19 protein-coding genes and 1 pseudogene are annotated in these 16,731 nt (G+C 29.1%); 11 read left to right on the top strand and 9 right to left on the bottom strand.

Translation table 4 applies throughout. The features are described 5' to 3' along the window. Entirely contained in the window at nucleotides 1–972 is a 972-nt protein-coding gene (locus JV175_RS03260) for a phosphate acyltransferase (protein WP_205499551.1), read from the bottom strand. A 621-nt stretch (nucleotides 973–1,593) separates the two neighbouring features. Here JV175_RS03260 and pdhA point away from each other — a divergent pair. The 6 genes and pseudogenes from pdhA (at nucleotide 1,594) to JV175_RS03230 (ending at nucleotide 5,573) form a co-directional block, all read left to right on the top strand. Beyond that, complete coding sequence (pdhA, locus tag JV175_RS03255) at nucleotides 1,594–2,688, top strand: pyruvate dehydrogenase (acetyl-transferring) E1 component subunit alpha (RefSeq protein ID WP_205499550.1); 1,095 nt, start codon at nucleotides 1,594–1,596, stop codon at nucleotides 2,686–2,688. Nucleotides 2,689–2,727: 39 nt separating this feature from the next. Further along, nucleotides 2,728–3,726: an alpha-ketoacid dehydrogenase subunit beta gene (locus JV175_RS04210; RefSeq protein ID WP_205499549.1), complete on the top strand. Its 999-nt coding sequence runs from the start codon at nucleotides 2,728–2,730 to the stop codon at nucleotides 3,724–3,726. Nucleotides 3,727–3,888: 162 nt separating this feature from the next. Further along, the gene (locus tag JV175_RS03245) at nucleotides 3,889–4,104 is read left to right on the top strand and encodes a hypothetical protein (protein ID WP_240337678.1); all 216 of its coding nucleotides are present in this window, start codon (nucleotides 3,889–3,891) and stop codon (nucleotides 4,102–4,104) included. Continuing rightward, nucleotides 4,104–4,835, top strand: a complete 732-nt coding sequence (locus JV175_RS03240; protein WP_205499548.1) for a 2-oxo acid dehydrogenase subunit E2 — start codon at nucleotides 4,104–4,106, stop codon at nucleotides 4,833–4,835. The genes JV175_RS03245 and JV175_RS03240 overlap by 1 nt, the downstream gene beginning before the upstream one ends. A 2-nt stretch (nucleotides 4,836–4,837) precedes the next feature. Further along, nucleotides 4,838–5,065, top strand: a pseudogene (locus JV175_RS03235) (biotin/lipoyl-containing protein); the annotation flags it as partial. 325 nt (nucleotides 5,066–5,390) lie between these two features. Then, nucleotides 5,391–5,573: a hypothetical protein gene (locus JV175_RS03230; RefSeq protein WP_205499546.1), complete on the top strand. Its 183-nt coding sequence runs from the start codon at nucleotides 5,391–5,393 to the stop codon at nucleotides 5,571–5,573. 27 nt (nucleotides 5,574–5,600) lie between these two features. Here the strand turns inward: JV175_RS03230 and JV175_RS03225 are convergent, their stop codons facing one another. The 7 genes from JV175_RS03225 to JV175_RS03195 form a co-directional block, all read right to left on the bottom strand. Continuing rightward, nucleotides 5,601–5,795 carry a hypothetical protein gene (locus tag JV175_RS03225; RefSeq protein ID WP_205499545.1) on the bottom strand — a complete coding sequence of 65 codons (195 nt, stop codon included), beginning with the start codon at nucleotides 5,793–5,795 and terminating at the stop codon, nucleotides 5,601–5,603. Between the two features lie 33 nt (nucleotides 5,796–5,828). Further along, nucleotides 5,829–6,017: a hypothetical protein gene (locus JV175_RS03220; RefSeq protein WP_205499544.1), complete on the bottom strand. Its 189-nt coding sequence runs from the start codon at nucleotides 6,015–6,017 to the stop codon at nucleotides 5,829–5,831. Between the two features lie 163 nt (nucleotides 6,018–6,180). After that, a complete protein-coding gene (locus JV175_RS03215) occupies nucleotides 6,181–6,483 on the bottom strand; it encodes a hypothetical protein (RefSeq protein WP_205499543.1) in 303 nt (100 codons plus the stop codon). Between the two features lie 477 nt (nucleotides 6,484–6,960). Further along, the gene (gene lpdA / locus JV175_RS03210; protein ID WP_205499542.1) at nucleotides 6,961–8,385 is read right to left on the bottom strand and encodes a dihydrolipoyl dehydrogenase; all 1,425 of its coding nucleotides are present in this window, start codon (nucleotides 8,383–8,385) and stop codon (nucleotides 6,961–6,963) included. Between the two features lie 100 nt (nucleotides 8,386–8,485). Then, the gene (locus JV175_RS03205; protein WP_205499541.1) at nucleotides 8,486–9,145 is read right to left on the bottom strand and encodes a 5'-methylthioadenosine/S-adenosylhomocysteine nucleosidase family protein; all 660 of its coding nucleotides are present in this window, start codon (nucleotides 9,143–9,145) and stop codon (nucleotides 8,486–8,488) included. After that, a complete protein-coding gene (locus tag JV175_RS03200; protein WP_205499540.1) occupies nucleotides 9,145–10,443 on the bottom strand; it encodes a phosphoglucose isomerase-related protein in 1,299 nt (432 codons plus the stop codon). Before JV175_RS03200 ends, JV175_RS03205 begins: the two co-directional genes overlap by 1 nt. Continuing rightward, nucleotides 10,427–10,798, bottom strand: a complete 372-nt coding sequence (locus tag JV175_RS03195; RefSeq protein WP_205499539.1) for a hypothetical protein — start codon at nucleotides 10,796–10,798, stop codon at nucleotides 10,427–10,429. The genes JV175_RS03200 and JV175_RS03195 overlap by 17 nt, the downstream gene beginning before the upstream one ends. 67 nt (nucleotides 10,799–10,865) lie before the next feature. On the opposite strand from JV175_RS03195, the gene cypl reads away from it, so the two are divergent. The 4 genes from cypl (at nucleotide 10,866) to JV175_RS03175 (ending at nucleotide 14,795) form a co-directional block, all read left to right on the top strand. After that, nucleotides 10,866–12,029, top strand: a complete 1,164-nt coding sequence (gene cypl, locus JV175_RS03190; RefSeq protein WP_205499538.1) for an ABC transporter thiamine pyrophosphate-binding lipoprotein p37/Cypl — start codon at nucleotides 10,866–10,868, stop codon at nucleotides 12,027–12,029. Further along, nucleotides 12,016–13,698 carry an ABC transporter permease subunit gene (locus JV175_RS03185; protein WP_205499537.1) on the top strand — a complete coding sequence of 561 codons (1,683 nt, stop codon included), beginning with the start codon at nucleotides 12,016–12,018 and terminating at the stop codon, nucleotides 13,696–13,698. Before cypl ends, JV175_RS03185 begins: the two co-directional genes overlap by 14 nt. Nucleotides 13,699–13,723: 25 nt before the next feature. Then, the gene (locus JV175_RS03180; RefSeq protein ID WP_205499536.1) at nucleotides 13,724–14,287 is read left to right on the top strand and encodes a hypothetical protein; all 564 of its coding nucleotides are present in this window, start codon (nucleotides 13,724–13,726) and stop codon (nucleotides 14,285–14,287) included. A 115-nt stretch (nucleotides 14,288–14,402) separates the two neighbouring features. After that, nucleotides 14,403–14,795: a large conductance mechanosensitive channel protein MscL gene (locus tag JV175_RS03175; protein WP_205499535.1), complete on the top strand. Its 393-nt coding sequence runs from the start codon at nucleotides 14,403–14,405 to the stop codon at nucleotides 14,793–14,795. A 60-nt stretch (nucleotides 14,796–14,855) separates the two neighbouring features. Here the strand turns inward: JV175_RS03175 and eno are convergent, their stop codons facing one another. Next, nucleotides 14,856–16,223: a phosphopyruvate hydratase gene (eno, locus tag JV175_RS03170; RefSeq protein ID WP_205499534.1), complete on the bottom strand. Its 1,368-nt coding sequence runs from the start codon at nucleotides 16,221–16,223 to the stop codon at nucleotides 14,856–14,858. A gap of 55 nt (nucleotides 16,224–16,278) precedes the next feature. On the opposite strand from eno, the gene JV175_RS03165 reads away from it, so the two are divergent. Continuing rightward, on the top strand, nucleotides 16,279–16,713 hold the full coding sequence (locus JV175_RS03165) for a TM2 domain-containing protein (protein WP_205499533.1): 435 nt from the start codon (nucleotides 16,279–16,281) through the stop codon (nucleotides 16,711–16,713). Nucleotides 16,714–16,731: the final 18 nt, after the last annotated feature.

The raw sequence follows: 16,731 nt of genomic DNA, 5'->3' as shown, positions 1-16,731 counted from the left end.
CTATTTGTTTAAAAATTCGTATCCTTTTAATACTGTAATTGATGTAACATCAATAACGTCTTGAACTGTAGCTCCACGGCTAAAGTCATTAATAGCTCCATTAACTCCTTGGATGATTGCTCCAACAGCTCCATATTTTCCTAAACGTTGTGCAATTTTGCATCCAATGTTACAGCTTTCTAAGTTAGGGAATACAAAGATTCCTAATGGGTCTAATGGCGCACCTTTAAATTTGTGTTCTCTTACACCTAAATCATATGCAGCATCAAATTGCATTTCCCCTGGAATCATATTAACTCCAGCTTCTAAAGCCATTTTAACTGCTGAACGAACTAATTCAGGGTTTTCACCTTTTCCTGATCCGTTTGTTGAATATGTTAAGAAACCTGCTAAATCATTCATTTGCATTGTTCTTGCAAAGTCTTGAGCATTTTTAGCAATATCAACAAGTTGTTCAGCTGTTGGTTTTTCAACTGTTGAAGGATCTGTAAAAATGAATCTTTCATCATCTTTATGCATAACAATAACTGATGAAATTGTTTTAATTCCTGGTTTTGCTCCGATACATTTGAATGATGCTCTTAAGATATCTGCTGTTGAGTAGATTAATCCACCAACTGCTGAATCGATATCTTTTGTTCTAATCATCATTGCTCCGAAGAAAGGACGTGTGTGAAGATTTTTACGACATGTTTCTAAATCTTCTTTACCTTTACGGATAACAACAAGTTCTTGAGCATATTTTTCAATTTGATCTTCAACTTGTGTCATGATGATATTTTCTAAACCATCATTAACTACTTGGCTTTCGTTTTCTAATAACATAACTGGTTTTGCTAAGTTATTTTCTTTTAAATATTTAGCCGCTTCTCTGGCTCTTTGGTCATCTCCGTCAATGAAAAGCACGCTTAAAACTTTTTCAGCAGCTTTTGCTTTGATTAGAGAGTTAATGTATTCACTAAATTTTGACATTTTTCTCCTCCGAATAGATTTTTTAAAATTAGTAATAAATTTATTAATAATAAAATTTTAAGACAAAAATGATTTTTTTTATCTTTTTGGTTATTTTTGTTAATTAATAAAACACTAATAGTTAATTTTTAGAGCTTTTTATATAAATATATGTTTGTTTAAATATTCTATTATATTAAATAGGAAGAGTTAGACTAAAGAGAATAAATGAACTAAAAAAGCATTGCCCTCAATGCTAAAAAATCAAAATTGCTAATATTTTTAAAGTTAATTGTAATAATATTATCCACATTAACATCCAAATAATGAATTTAGAATATATTTTGAATCAAAAAAACAAACGATTATCAAAATTTTGCAAAAATGAAAAATATAACGGTTTTTTATTGAATTTGTAAATTTTAATTTTTTTCTTAAATTTCATTATTACGTTATATATCAAATCTATATATTTTTTATAATTATTATATTTCGCTATTTTTATTGTGTAAGTACCAAAAAAATAAGTTTTTTGTATTTATTAACAATTTTTTGTATTTTTTCAAGAATAAAAATTTTTTTTATTTTTTTTATTTTATAATTTAATTGCATTATTTGCAAAAGAAATGAAAGGAAAAGTAAATGAGTTTCAAATATATTAAAGCTGGCAAAGTTATGTCAGATAAAAACGAAATGATTCGTCTATTAGACATCGATGGAAACTTAATCGATAAAAGCTACAAACCATCAGCTTCTAAAGAAGAATTATTATCAATGTATAATTTCATGGTTAAATCTCGTCAATGAGATACTTATGCATTACAATTACAAAAAACAGGACGTTTAGGAACATTTGCTCCAAACTTAGGAGAAGAAGCTTTCTTATCAGCATTAGGTGCTGTTATGAAAAAATCAGACTGATTCGTTCCTCACTACCGTGTTTTAGCAACATTATTATCACACGGTGTAAAAATGAAAGATATGTTTAACTACTGAAGAGGAACAGAACAAGGTTCACGTTTCGCTGACGATGTTAATTCATTACCAATGCAAGTTGTTATTGCATCACAAATCTCAATGGCAGCCGGAGTTGCTTACGCACTAAAACAACAAGGTAAAAAAGATGTGATTGCATTCACTACAATCGGAAATGGTGGAACAAACGAAGGTGAATTCCACGAAGGGCTAAACTTAGCAGCTGTTCGTCACCTACCAGTGTTCTTCTCAATCGCAAACAACCAATGAGCTATTTCAGTTCCTGAAAGAAACAGCTACATCGTTGACACACTATCACAAAGAGCATTTTCATACGGAATGCCAGGTCTACGTGTTGATGGAAACGATTTACTAGCTTCATACGAAGTTGCTAAAGAAGTTGCTGAATACATCAGACAAGGAAACGGACCAGCATTAGTTGAATTCGTTACATGACGTCAAGGACAACATACAACATCAGATAACCCACGTATCTACCGTTCAGCAGAAGAAGAAAAAGAACACGAAAAATGAGAACCAATGCACCGTATTGAAAAATACCTATTCGACAATGGTTATTTAACAGCTGAAGAAAAAGAAAAAATGTGAGACGATGCATTAGCAGAAGCTAAAGCAGCTTACGAAGAATCAACAGCAGACCTATCAAAAGAAGGATACGAAGATATCTTCAAACACACATACGCTGAATTACCTGAAGAATTATTACAACAAAAAGAAGAAGGGAAAAAATACGCTAAATAATTGTTTAACAATTGTTTAAATATTTTAAAAGGTTAAATTATGGAAGACAAAAAATTAATTTCAGTTAATAACATTGGTGCTTTAAATGACGCCCTACATGTAATGATGGAAAAAGATAAATCAGTTGTATTATACGGAGAAGACTCAGGATTTGAAGGTGGAGTTTTCCGTGCTACAGAAGGTCTACAAAAAGCTTTTGGTGAAGATAGAGTTTGAGACTCACCAATTTCAGAATCAGCTATCGCTGGATCAGCTATTGGAGCTGCTATTGCAGGTCTAAAACCAGTTGTTGAAATGCAATTCTCAGGATTCTCATTCTACGCATTAGCACAAATCTGTACAAATGCTGCTCGTATGAGAAACAGAACACGTGGAAAATACCATGTACCAGCCGTATTCAGAATGCCTTGTGGAGGAGGAGTTAAAGCTCTAGAACACCACTCAGAATCAATCGAAGCTATCTACTCACACATCCCAGGTCTAACAGTAGTTATGCCATCTACACCATATGATACAAAAGGACTAATGATTGCTGCAATCGAACACCCAGATCCAGTTGTATTCTTAGAACACAAACGTGACTACCGTGCATTCAAACAAGAAATTCCAGCAGGATACTACAAAGTTGAAATTGGAAAAGCTAACGTTGTTATTCCAGGTGAAGACTTAACAGTTGTAACATACGGACACATGGTTCACGAAACAGTTGCTGCTCTTAAAGAACTACGTGAAAAGGGTGTTGAAGCTTCAGTTGAATTAATCGACTTAAGAACTTTAAAACCATTAGACACAAAAACAATCGTTGAATCAGTTAAGAAAACAGGAAAACTACTTGTTGTTTCAGAATCTGTTCAATCATTCTCAGTTGCTTCAGAAGTTGTTACACGTGTAACTCAAGAAGCATTTGACTACTTAACATACAAACCAGTTCGTCTAGCTGGACCAGACGTTACAATTCCTTTACCAGCTCTAGAACCACAATTCATGGTTGATAAAGAAAAAATTGCTGACAAAATTCAAGAATTATTAGAAGCTTAATAAAAAATCTAATAAATACCTATTTTTTATAAAAAAATCCAACTTTTTTTGTTGGGTTTTTTCTTTTGCTTTATAATATTACATATATATTATTTATCATTGAGATAAACTTGATGATGGTTTAAAATTAAAGAAATCAAAAATCAAAAAGGAGGCTTTATTATGGCAGAAGACATAAAAAAACCTGCAGTTGAAGAAGAAGGAGCTCCAGCAGTTGTTGGGCAACTATCTGTTTCAAATGACCTATTAGATTTTTCACAATTCGCATCTAAAAAAACTAAAAAATGCGAAAAAAGTGCTTGCTCTGCAAATGCAGAACTTACACCACGTGAAAGAGCTATTTTAGAAAGAAAACAAAAGAAAGAAGAACAAAAATAATGAGCCAAGAAATTGTTAAAGTACAACCTTTAGAAGCTAAAGAAGAAAAATTAGCTCCTATCCGTAAAGCTATTGCTAAAAACTTAAAAAATGCAATGGACCATGTGGCATATAGTTCACTAGTAACTAAAGTTGATGCTACAGACTTATGAAACTACCGTGCAGCTGTTAAAGATGAAGTTGCACAACGCACAGGAACAAAACTAACTTTCTTATCATTTATTGTTAAAGCTGTTACAATCGCTTTATCAGAAGAAAGAATGTTTTCAGCTAAAATTGATGAAGAAAATGGAGTTGTTAAATTCCCAGGTGAATTAAACATTGGTATTGCTGTTGATACACCTTTCGGACTAGTTGTTCCAGTCATTAAAAACGCTGAAAAACTAAGCATCGTTGAAATTCAAAACGAAATTATTCGTTTAGCAGGGTTAGCTAGAGATAGAAAATTAAAAATGTCAGATATGCAAGGTGCTTGCTTTACAATTACAAACGTAGGAACAGTTGGTGCTCTATATGGAACACCTATCATGAACTACCCTGAAATTGCTATCTTAGCAACAGGGGCTATTATTGATGATGTTATTGTTAGAAATAAAGAAATTTCTAAAGGTAAATCATTATTCTTAACAATCGCAGCTGATCACCGTTGAGTAGATGGTGGAGATATGGGAAGATTTAACTGAAGAGTTAAAGAATTATTAGAAAAACCAGAAGTATTAGGAGAATTATAATTATGTTTAAAATGCAATTTACAGATATCGGAGAAGGATTACACGAAGGAACAGTATCTGAAGTTTTCGTTAAGGAAGGAGATATGGTTAAAGAAGGTGACAACCTATTCTCAGTAGAAACAGATAAAATGACAGCTGAAATTCCTGCACCAGTTACAGGAAAAATCGCTAAAGTTCTAATCTCAGCAGGACAAGAAATTACTGTTGGAGAAGAAATTTTCTACATCGAACAATAATAAAAACTTTTTTCGATTATATAAGTTGGCTTATTGCCAACTTTTTTTGTATTTTAAATAAAGTTAATTATTCAAGATATAAATTTATATACACAAACTATAAAAAATAATAAATTCATGGTAAAAATCATTATAATTAACGTTTTTTTGATATTTTATCTAAACCAACACTGTTTAACAGTAATTTCAAAATTTTCAAAAGAATAAACAAAAAAAAGATAATTTATAAGAAATTGCAAATGTCGAAGCAAGAGAATTATTTAAATTTAATCTCGATGTTTTAGAAGACAGCTACATTCTTGTTCCGTTGTTATTTAATGTGATTACAACAAAAGAATCATTTGAAAAATACTTAAAGGATTTTGTAATAAGATCATTAGAAAAAAATATACAAAAATATTTAGCACTAGCTGAAGAAATGCTAAAAAAATCAATGATGAGTTTTTTTAAAAAGTACGATTTAATAGTTTCTCAAAGTTATTGAACAAAAACCTTTGTATAATTAAATTTTATCGAAGAATTTGGTCATTTACTTTAACTCACTTATAAAAATAAACAAATCATTATACTTAGCTTCACTTAGTGAGGCTTTTCTTTTTGCTAATTTTTCAAAAAGTAATTTGTTTATGCTATGAGACTTATTAATGATTTTCAAAACATTGAATGCATATTTGTTGCTTATATCTAGATCAGTATAAATAACGAAAACTTCTAATTGATTCAATTGTTTATTACCTGGAATTTAAGCTTGAAATTCTTAACCCTTTATGATAAATTTTGGTTCAATTTGTCTAAAAACATTGATTTTTGTTTTTCAGTTCTTTCCGTAGTAAGAATTATATTCTTGAATTATTTCATCTCTTCTTTTGTTAAAGTCTTCGATAGAATTAATGTTTCAAGGTTTAAAAAGTGATGGATAAAACATTTGAACAGTTAAAAAAGACATTTCAACACTCGGTTTGTGAGTGTGATTAGAAAAAGAAATGACTTGAACACCTCTTTCTTTCAAAACCTCAGAAAGATGTGTTATGGTGTTTTTTTGCCAAAAAACATTCTTCTTTTATCTGAATAAATTAATTGGAATAATCAGACAGATTAGAAAAGGTTTTTTAGTAACGTAAGATAGCCTTGTGCGATTTCATCATTGCTGACAAACACACTCAAAATAGTGCCTGTAAGACTGTTCACGGCGTGATAAATCACGCTTTTTTAGGTCCAAAGAAACTGTCAAAAAAAGCATCAACCTCAATTATTTGACTAAAATCTCTAGTATTCAAACCTTCACAACTTCTTTCGATTCTTTTCTTTTGGATTTTAATGTTTTTATCTATACTTTCAAAATATTTAATAATTTGTTCGTCCAATTCTTTATTTTCTTGTTTGTTCAGGTTTCTTTTTGCAATTCTTCGCATTCTTTTTAAAAAAAGAGTTAAAAAAGCCCATTTCAACAAATATTTTTAATAAAGTAGTATAAGGAATATTCACATACTCTTCTTTTATGCAAAATTTTTTAAAAATTGAAAGTGACATTTTTTGAAAAGTAGGGTCTTTATTTTCAAATATTCGTTTATTATTTTCTTTATAAAGATTCATTATGCCCAAAAAAATCTTTTTATCATATTTTAAAGAATTTTTATTACCTAAATTTCCGTGAGAAAGTTTAATATAATTGCCCAATTCCTTAAGCAATTTTTGCAGTAATAAAACAGTTCTTGCACTAATGCTTAATTTATGTTAAAGCTGCTGCTCGGTTCAGTTAAGATATGATAACTACAATAATTAAAAAACCTCAAAAATGAGTAAAAGTGTGTTTTAAATACATATTATTACTGATTATTAAATCAATCTTTATAAATAAAAAAGGTGCACGAGCACCTTTTTATATTCAATTATTTTCCTAATTTGTGAACTGCTTGACGAGCTGTTTCTCAAATAATTTCTGAGAATGTTGGGTGTGGGTGAATTACGTTTGCAACGTCGAATACAGTCATGTTGTGATCCATTGCCATAGCAATTTCTGAAATCATGTCTGTTGAGTTAGCTCCAACTAATTCAGCACCTAATAATTTACCATCTTCTTTATTAACGATTAGTTTTGCAAATCCATAGTCACGGTGTGCAGCAATAGCTTTTCCAACGAATCCGAAGCTGTATTTAGCTGCCATATAGTTTAATCCTTTGTCTTTAGCAGCATTTTCAGTTAATCCTACTGATGCAACTTCTGGATCTGTGTAAATACATCCTGGAACTGTTAAAGGATTGTAGTGAATATCTAATTCAACTTTTCCTTCTTTTCTTAAGATGTCATAAACTGCGATAACTGCATGTTTGTAAGCAACGTGAGCTAACATATTTTGGTTTGTAATGTCTCCGATTGCATAAACATTTTCAACGTTTGTTTCGCATTTTGAGTTAACTTTAATTTCTTGTCTTTGTCCTAATTCAACGCCTGTTGCTTCTAATTTCATTGTGTTTGGAACACGTCCGATAGCGCTTAGAACAACATCGGCTTTAACTCTTAATTCTTGTCCATCTTGTTCATAAACAACTTCATCTCCTTCTAGAGCTTTAGTTGTTGAGTTGAATAAGAATTCAACACCGTTCATTTTTAGACGTTTTGTAACTTCATCAGTAACATCTTTGTCTAAATTGAATAGAATTCTATCTAAGTTTTGAATAATTGTTACTTTTGTACCAACTGCTGAAAATACTTGCGCAAATTCAACACCAATAACTCCTCCACCGATAATAACTAGGCTTTCAGGAACTCTGTTGAAGTTAATTAATCCTGTTGAAGTAACAACTTTACCTGATTTATATCCTTCTTCAAATCCTGGCAATGAAAGTCTTCTTGAGTGTGAACCCATACCGTAAATCATGTATTTTCCACGGTATACTTTTCCGTCAACTTTAACTTCGTGACTTCCTACAAATTCAGCTTCTGCTTCAATAGCATCAACTTTGCTACCTTTCATTAACATTTTAACACCTGAAGTTAATTTATTAACTGTAGCAGTTTTTTGAGCATTCATTTTTTCTCAGTCTAATTTAACTGAACTTAAATCAATGTTTACCCCTAATGAAGCTAGTGAATTTTTAACAACTTTATTGTATTCTTCTGTTGCGTGTAGTAATGCTTTAGTTGGAATACATCCAACGTTTAAACAAACTCCACCTCAGTATTGTCTTTCAACAATAAGTGTTTTTAATCCATGTTTTCCAGCTTCTTCTGCCGCTAGATATCCACCAGGACCTGCACCGATAACGATTAAATCGTACTCAGCATCAACTGGTCCATTGTATTTTGTACTCATTTTTCTCCTTTAACTAATTTGTTTAACATAAATAATATGTTATTAATTATATAACTTTTCATAGCTAAAAATATAAAAAATAAGCACGAAAACATGCTTATTATTGGTTTTTTATTAGTTTTATAAACAGCTGTTCAATTCTTTCTGCACATAAGTTTGTGCTTGCTGAATAATCTTCTTGATTGCTCTTTTTTAATAAATTATCAGAAATAACCTTAAAGATATAAAATCCCACTTCTTTTTTTAAAAGTTCTAAAGTTTGCAATAATGCAACAGATTCCATATCGACTAAATCAGCTTTAAACTCATTTTTTTCAAGCGCTGAAAGTGTTGCAAAGGAATCTCCACAAATAATTTTAGCATCACTAAAATCAGTGTTAATTTCTGGTTTTTTCAACGCATAAAAGTAATCATTTAAACCTGGTAGTTGACCTTTTTTATAACCTGGTAATACACTAAGATCTACGTCTCAATAAATTCCTTTAGTTACAGAAACTATATCTCCAATCTTGTATTGCCCATTAAGAGCACCTGAAGTTCCTATATTAAAAATATCTGTTACTTCATAATGTGAAAGAAAATAAGTTAAAAAAGTTGCTGCATTCACTTTTCCAACTCCACTTATTCCAATAAAGAAATGTACATTATCGTATTCACAAATGTAAATTTCTTGAACTTTGTTCAAAATAATTCTTTCTTTAATATTAGAAATTTTCAGTATGTTTTGGCATTCTTGCAGTTCAGCAAAGACAAAAAGCATTATTCATTACCTTTTAAATAGTCTAAAACTTGAGCATCATAAATATCATAAGAATTATTATGGAATGGATTTAATCCGTGTAGAAATGCGCTCATTAAACTTGCATTTTGGAAAAATACTATTCAGTGTCCAATAGTCTCTTCGCGATCATCCTCCACTAAAATTTCAATATTTCTAATCTTTCCAATTTTGTGATTTGTCTTAACGATAGAATCGTATGACATTTTTTGTAATTGATATTGTGTTGTGCTTCCCAACGAACTCAATCCTTCTAATTCGTCGTCAACAATATTGGCAATAAAGTCTGTCGATGGTTTATCCACAAAAATAAAAGTTTGAAAAATATTGTTAAACCCATCTTGGACAAATTGTAATCTTGTTGAGATTTCTTTTGAAAATGAAGCAGTATCCAAATATAGAGAACGTTTTTGTTTCCCATCAGATTCGGAAAAAATATATTGTCATCATTTTGAAAGTGAATCAGTGCTTTCATCATAATTTACAAATATTTCATGATTTAGTCCATTTTTTTGTAATGAAAATCTTGCAACTGCATAACAGTAAGCATGATTAATTGACAACTCATCTTTTAAATAAATTTCTGATGCTTTTTTTGCTCCCTTTAATACCTTTTCAATATCTATTCCTGCACAAGCCATTGGAAATAAACCTACTGCTGTAAGTGAAGAATAAGCTTCTACAATGCTATCTAAAAATACAAACATACGATAATTTTTTTGTTGGGCAATTTGATTTAATTTTCCACGATTTGCATTTGTTGTTATAAAAACATAATTAGATGCATTTTTTGAACCGAGTTTTTGTTCAAGAATTGCTCTTAAAATTTTAAAGTTGGCTAAAACTTCAATATCATTTCCATTTTTAGAAATTACATTAATTGCAAAACGGCGATTTTCCAAATACTCAGTAATCATTTCGCATTCACGACCACTAAGAATATGATCCACATAGATAATTTCCATATTCTTATTATTGTTATAAGATGCTGAACCAAAATAAAAATCAATGGCTGCTTTAGATTGTAAACATAATCCATATGGAGCAATAACAACTAAAATTTCAACGTCTTTTTGAAGTTCTTTTGATCATTTTTGGATATATTTAATATCATGCGATTTATTAGCTGTTTCTTGTAAATCTAAAAATGGTAAAAATTCTTGTCCTTCACAAGTTCTGTTTTGGATTTTATAATTAATATCTTTAACAATGTCACGATAATTCAAATAGATTGAATCTTTTAAAGCATTCTTAATATTTAACTTAATTTTTTCGTTCATTTTTTAATTCTCCTGTACAAAAACTTAAAAGTTTTTCAAATGATTTTGCATCACTTTGAAATTTAAATTCAAAAGGATTTCTTAAATAGCGTGGATGAATATTTTTAAAAGATACAATGTAAGTTTTTTTCTCAACATCATAATTTAAAACTTGCACATCAATAAAATCTCCGACACAAAAAATGTCATTTAAATCTTGAATATAAAAATCGCTTACATCTTTTAAATTTAGTTTGCATATTTGTCGTCTTTTTGTTTCACACAAAATAAAAGAACGATAAATCCTTACAACCTTACACTCGATTATTTCACCCGATGAAAAAATATGCATAAAAGTCCTTTCTAATTTACTCATTATTAAATTATAATTTAAAAACAATAATGATAGAAATAAAGATAAAAAATGCATTTTAGGAGAAAAAATGAGACTAAAAACCCTTTTATTGCCTTCAATCGGACTTAGTTTAGCTTGTATTCCTTTTGTTGCTGCTCAATGTCAACATGAACAAGTACAAGAAATTAATATGGTTATGCCTACTCCTTGAAAAAAGGGGTTTGATATCAATAAGATTACATTCTTTAAAAACATTGAAAATGAGTACAATAAACTTAAACAAAAGAATGAAAAATTAAAGGATACTCCAGATATAAAAATAAAACCTTCTCTTAATTCAGATAATCGTGCGGTTTTTGATTCAGTTTATGCAAACCGTGCTCAAATTGGTTTTTCAACTTCAGTCTTTTTAATGCAAAAAGCTAACCAAAGTCAGTTAAATATCGACAAAATCCAAACTGTTGCACAAACAACTACTTTTGCTCCTAAGCATGATAACACTCCTCTTTTTTATGGCGAAGATGATGAAGCGTTTGCACAAATGGTTAATGATATTAATATTGATTTTTCTAAAAAACCTTTCAGTCAATGAAGCGATGATGAATATCAATATAAATATGGAATATACAATACTTTTTATGACAAAACACGTCAAGTAAATTATTATCGTGGAGCAATTTTTATCGCTGGAGACGATGATACTATTTCAAAAATTAAACAAGCTTGACAACAAAAAGACTGAAAAACATTCAAAAGTTTCGGAATTGTTACTGCTTCAAACTCTAATTCGAACTCAAAATATGTTTATCCTGAAATTTTGTTTAAAAAACATTTTAACAAAGTGGATAATAAATTTACTTCTTTTGCACAAGAAAAAGAAAAGAATAATGATCTTTTTGCTTCCTATGTTAAAGGTCAAAGCGCAAAAGACATGTTTAACTTTAAACAACATATTTTCCTTGGTGAAGAAGGCGAATATGCATATCACCATTCAGATAGAAATTCAAAATTATTCTCAAGACCTAATGGTGAAAGAGCTGAAATTTTAACAATGACAGACCCAATTTCATTTAATATCTTGATAGCAAATAATTCACTTTCTAAAGATCAACTTAAATTACTTGTTTCAGTGATGATGAGTCAAAAAGATGACTTTGGATATTTAATTGGTGTTAATGGATATCAAGATAGTATTGGAAAAGAAAAAGAAATAAAGGATTTTTACTTAAAAGCAATTAATGGAACAAACTAATATAAAATCAAATTTTTGATCATGAACAATAACAAAAAATAATCAACTTATTGCTAAAAAATATAAACCTTGAACAAAAAGGTTGGTTTTTTTAATTTTGTTTTTTATTTTAATTTTTGCTTTATGATTTAGTGCTTTTGGTGTTAATACTTTTGGTTTTAATGTTTTATGAGAAAATATTAAAAATCTTTTTAGTCCTTATTCTTCATCTGACTTACTTAATGAAAACTTGTGAATATTGAGTATTAAATATTTGTGAATAACAATAAAAGTTACTTTTTTAGGTACAGTACTTGGATTATTAATTGCAATTTTTACTGCTTCAATTTCAAATAATAAAAGCAATTCTAAGTATTGATCTTTCTTTATTAAAATACTTTTAACTTTCTTTCGTGCTTTCCCTGAATGACTTTATATCTACATTTTTGTAAATTCATTCGAAAAGCAACTTGCTTCAGTATTATTAATCAGTTGATTTACGTGACTGTGATTACATAAATTTATCTCTGAAACAATTGAAAATCTCGATAATACATATTGAAAAAAAATGTTGCGACAAAATCAAAATAAATTTTTTGTCTTTGTTCGTTTTATAATTCCTAAAATTTCTAATAATATTATTATTTATGCTTTGTATTCATTTGAAACAAATATGCGTTGAACAGCTGTGTTTGGTTACCTTGGTATTTCAGGTATTGGTGAATTACTAAATCACGGAAGCAATAGTATTTTTAATATGCACCAACTACTTATTCCATTAATGTTTTTTGTTGTTTTTACCGTTGCAAATGAGTGAATTTTATATATTATCACCAATAAAATTAAATTAAGCACAAAGATTTGCAATTCAGATTCAGTTGTTAAAAAGAAAATATATTTTATTGTAAAAATATTTCTTTGAATTATTTTCTTTATTTTTGTTATTTGATTATTAGTTAAAATTCCTAATCCTGAATTTCGAAACACTTCTAACAATGAGCTGTTTAAGCCATTATTCAATCCTAACTGAGGAGTTGTTAGTCAAAATAAAAATATTTTTTATATTCTTTTAGAGTTAATTTGTTTAATTTATATTTCAATCTTTTTTACAATTGTCTTTACTTATTTCAATCTTTTAATTTCAAATAGTAAAACAAATTCTAAATATTGATGAGTTGTAACAAGAATTTTAATGACTTTTATCAGAGTGATTCCTTCTTTAACTTTATTTTACGTTTTTAACATTGTATTTAAAAACGAAGTTTCTGGTTTTATCTTTATTTTTGCTTGACACTCATCACTGGTTTTAACTAAACAACTAAACGAAAATATTCAAAAGATTAAAACACAAAGCATAATAACACTTAAAAGACAATCCAATTCAAACTGAAAAATTTTTAATAATTACATTTTGCCTAAGATTAAAATCCCTTTCATTACTCTTCTTTTTTTCGAAATTGAAAAACATGTACGTAATTTTATAAACTATGGTTTCGTTGGTTCTTCAATGCTTGGTTATTACATGACTCACCACGAAAATAGTTCATTTTATGATTTGACACCATACATTTGAATTTCAATGTTCATAATTATAGTTATAAATTTTGTGTCCATATATGCAAGAACACGCCTTAATTCGAATAAAAGAACACAAATTTTCTGAAAAAAATCTTATAATTTTAATTATTAATGAATATTAAAAAATAGGAAATGGTATGGAAAAAACACTTTTAGATTTAAAAACTAAACTTAAAAATTGAACAATAGGTTATATTATCTTTTTTGTTGTTGTATTTATTACAACAATCATTGGTTATAGCGTAATTATTGCAAATTTTGTTAATGGTGTTGATAAAATAGAAGTTAGCAATGAGGGTGCTAGTTATAATTTTAAAGATAGCACACCTAAAGCTGTGATAAGTTTCACCTCATTTATATCTGCTATAATAATAATTTCGTTTATTTTAAGCATTGTCTTTGTTGTTTTTATTAGTAAAACCTTAAATGAAATTAATAAACAACTAGAAAAAGAACAAATGATTTTAATGTCTTCAGGAGATCAAACAAATTTCTTCTTATTTAGTTCAATTGACGAAGCAAGTAAAAAGGCTTCATATACAAAAATATTATTTATTTTGGGTTTATTTATAGGAATCGTATGAATTGTTGCTATTGTCTTTTCTTTTCAAACAATGAAACAAATTGAAAAATTTTGATTAATTAAAAATTCAATAAACAAAACAAATACTCCAAATGATTTCCCAAGCATGGAAATATAATTCACTGTTTTAAACAGTGTTTTTTTATTATTGTGATTATTTTTGTAAAAAAAACTAATTTTTAATTATTTACTTTGTTTTTTTTATATTTTTGTATTGTGGTATAATTTTAAACATGTTTAAAAAATCATGAAACGACGCTAAGAAAGTTGTTGCAAAAGGAAACATGTTTATGTTAGCTATCGGGCTACTACTTGGTACAGTATTTGGAGCTTTAGTAGCATCTTTAGCAAACGATATTATCATGGGAGCTATCGTAAATGCCGTTGGAGATAAAATGAAAGATCTTAGCGACATGAAACACGGTGCAATTTTATATGGAAAATTCATTGGAGCTTTAATCAATTTCTTAATTGTTACAGGATTTATTTTCTTTGGACTTTTAATTGTTTACTTAATTAAAAACTACAGAGATTCTAAAAAACCTAAACCAGCACCAGTAGCACCTGTTCCTACAACAGAAGAATTAATCTTAGCAGAATTAAAAAAATTAAATTCTAATAAATAAGGTTATTTTTAACAAGGAGTAAAAAAAATCAGTCTTTTGACTGATTTTTAATTTATTTTTTTATTTATAAAGATTGAAGAATGATTCTTTTCCTTTGAATTCAGCAACTTCACCTAGTTCTTCTTCAATTTCTAATAAACGGTTGTATTTTGCAATCCGATCTGTTCTTGATAATGATCCTGTTTTAATTTGGCAAGTATTGAATGCTACAGCTAAATCAGCAAGAGTTGTGTCTTCTGTTTCACCCGATCTATGACTTACAACAGCAGTCATAGATGCTTTATTGGCCATTTCAATTGCATCAATTGTTTCTGAAATAGTTCCAATTTGATTCATTTTAATTAAAACGGCATTAATTGAGTTGTTTTGAATTGCTTTTTTAATAAATGTTGGGTTTGTTACAACTAAATCATCACCAACAATTTGTAGTCTATTCCCAAATTTTGCAACCATTTTTTCAAATCCTGCTCAGTCTTTTTCTGAGTGTGAATCTTCAATTGAAATAATTGGATATTTATTAATTAATTTTTCATAGTAATCGATTAACTCATCACTACTAAATTCTGATTTTTGATCTGCAAATTTTTCAAAACCACTCATTTTGTTTTCAACTGCTTTTTGGAATTTTTTGAAAACATATTTTTGTTTTTCTTCATTATATAGTTCACTTGCAGCACAATCCATTGCGATTGCTATTGCTTTAGGACCTTCTAAACCAGGTTCAAATCCTGCTTCTTTAATAGCACCAACTAAGAAATCTAGTGCTTCTTCATGTGTATGAAGATTAGGAGCAAATCCCCCTTCATCACCAACTTGTACTCCGTGTCCAGCTTTTTTTAATAGTTTTGCTAATGTATGGAATACAAAGTTTGCCATTTGTAGAGCTTGACGGAAGGTTTTAGCTCCAACTGGCATAATCATAAATTCTTGAAAATCGATAGTATTTGAAGCATGTTCACCACCATTAATAACATTTAACATCGGTAGGGGAAGTTTATGTGAGTTAACTCCACCTAAGTAACGGTATAGTGGTAAGTTTTTTTCTTGTGCTGCTAATTTAGCTACAGCAATAGAAACCGCTAAGGTTGCATTTGCTCCTAAGTTAGATTTAAATTCAGTTCCATCTAAATCTAACATTTTTTTATCGATTAATCTTTGGTTTGTAACTTCTTGTCCAATTAATACTTTTGCAATTTTATTATTTACATTATTAACTGCACTCATTACCCCTTTTCCACCAAATCAATTGTTTTCAAATTCTGTTCCTTTGTCACGTAATTCTAATGCTTCACGTGATCCTGTTGAAGCTCCTGAAGGTACTTTAGCACTTGCTTTGAACCCTTTTTCAGATTCAACCACAACTTCAACAGTTGGATTACCACGGCTATCAAGAACTTCTCTTGCGTGTATGTTGACAATTTTTGACATTTCTTTCCTTTCTTTGCGTATTCTTAATTATATAATATATTCATTAAGGAGTTATATGTATAAAAAAGAAGAAATATTAGAAGTTTACCAAAATATTTCAAAACGTGATGTTAACACTTTTCTAATACTAAGTATTTTTAAGGGATTAGGTGTTCCTTCTTTCTACTTAGGCTACAAAAAAACTGGCTTTGCATGACTTTTTTTTGGTGTCATTGCTGTTATTAACTTAATTGCTATGATCGTACTTGTTAGTGTAAAACCTGAAGGAGTTAGTGTTTTAGGTTCAATTTTAGGAATTGTTATTTCAGTTCTTTATCTTGTGGGAGCATTATTAATTTCTTCAATTGACATTATTCGCTGCTTTAATGGAAATTTAAAAGATGTTGAAGGTAAAAAATTAACTCCTGCATCTGATAAAAATCTTTTAGAATCTTATCTTGCTTCATTTGGTGAAAATTCTTCTGAAAATGAAAATAAATCAGAAGAATAATGGGAAAAATTGAGACTA

The organism is [Mycoplasma] gypis, from assembly GCF_016924775.1.
GTDB lineage: Bacteria > Bacillota_I > Bacilli_A > Mycoplasmatales > Metamycoplasmataceae > Metamycoplasma > Metamycoplasma gypis.
Note: the sequence above shows the minus strand (reverse complement) of the source record. Positions and strands in the feature narration are given on the sequence as shown.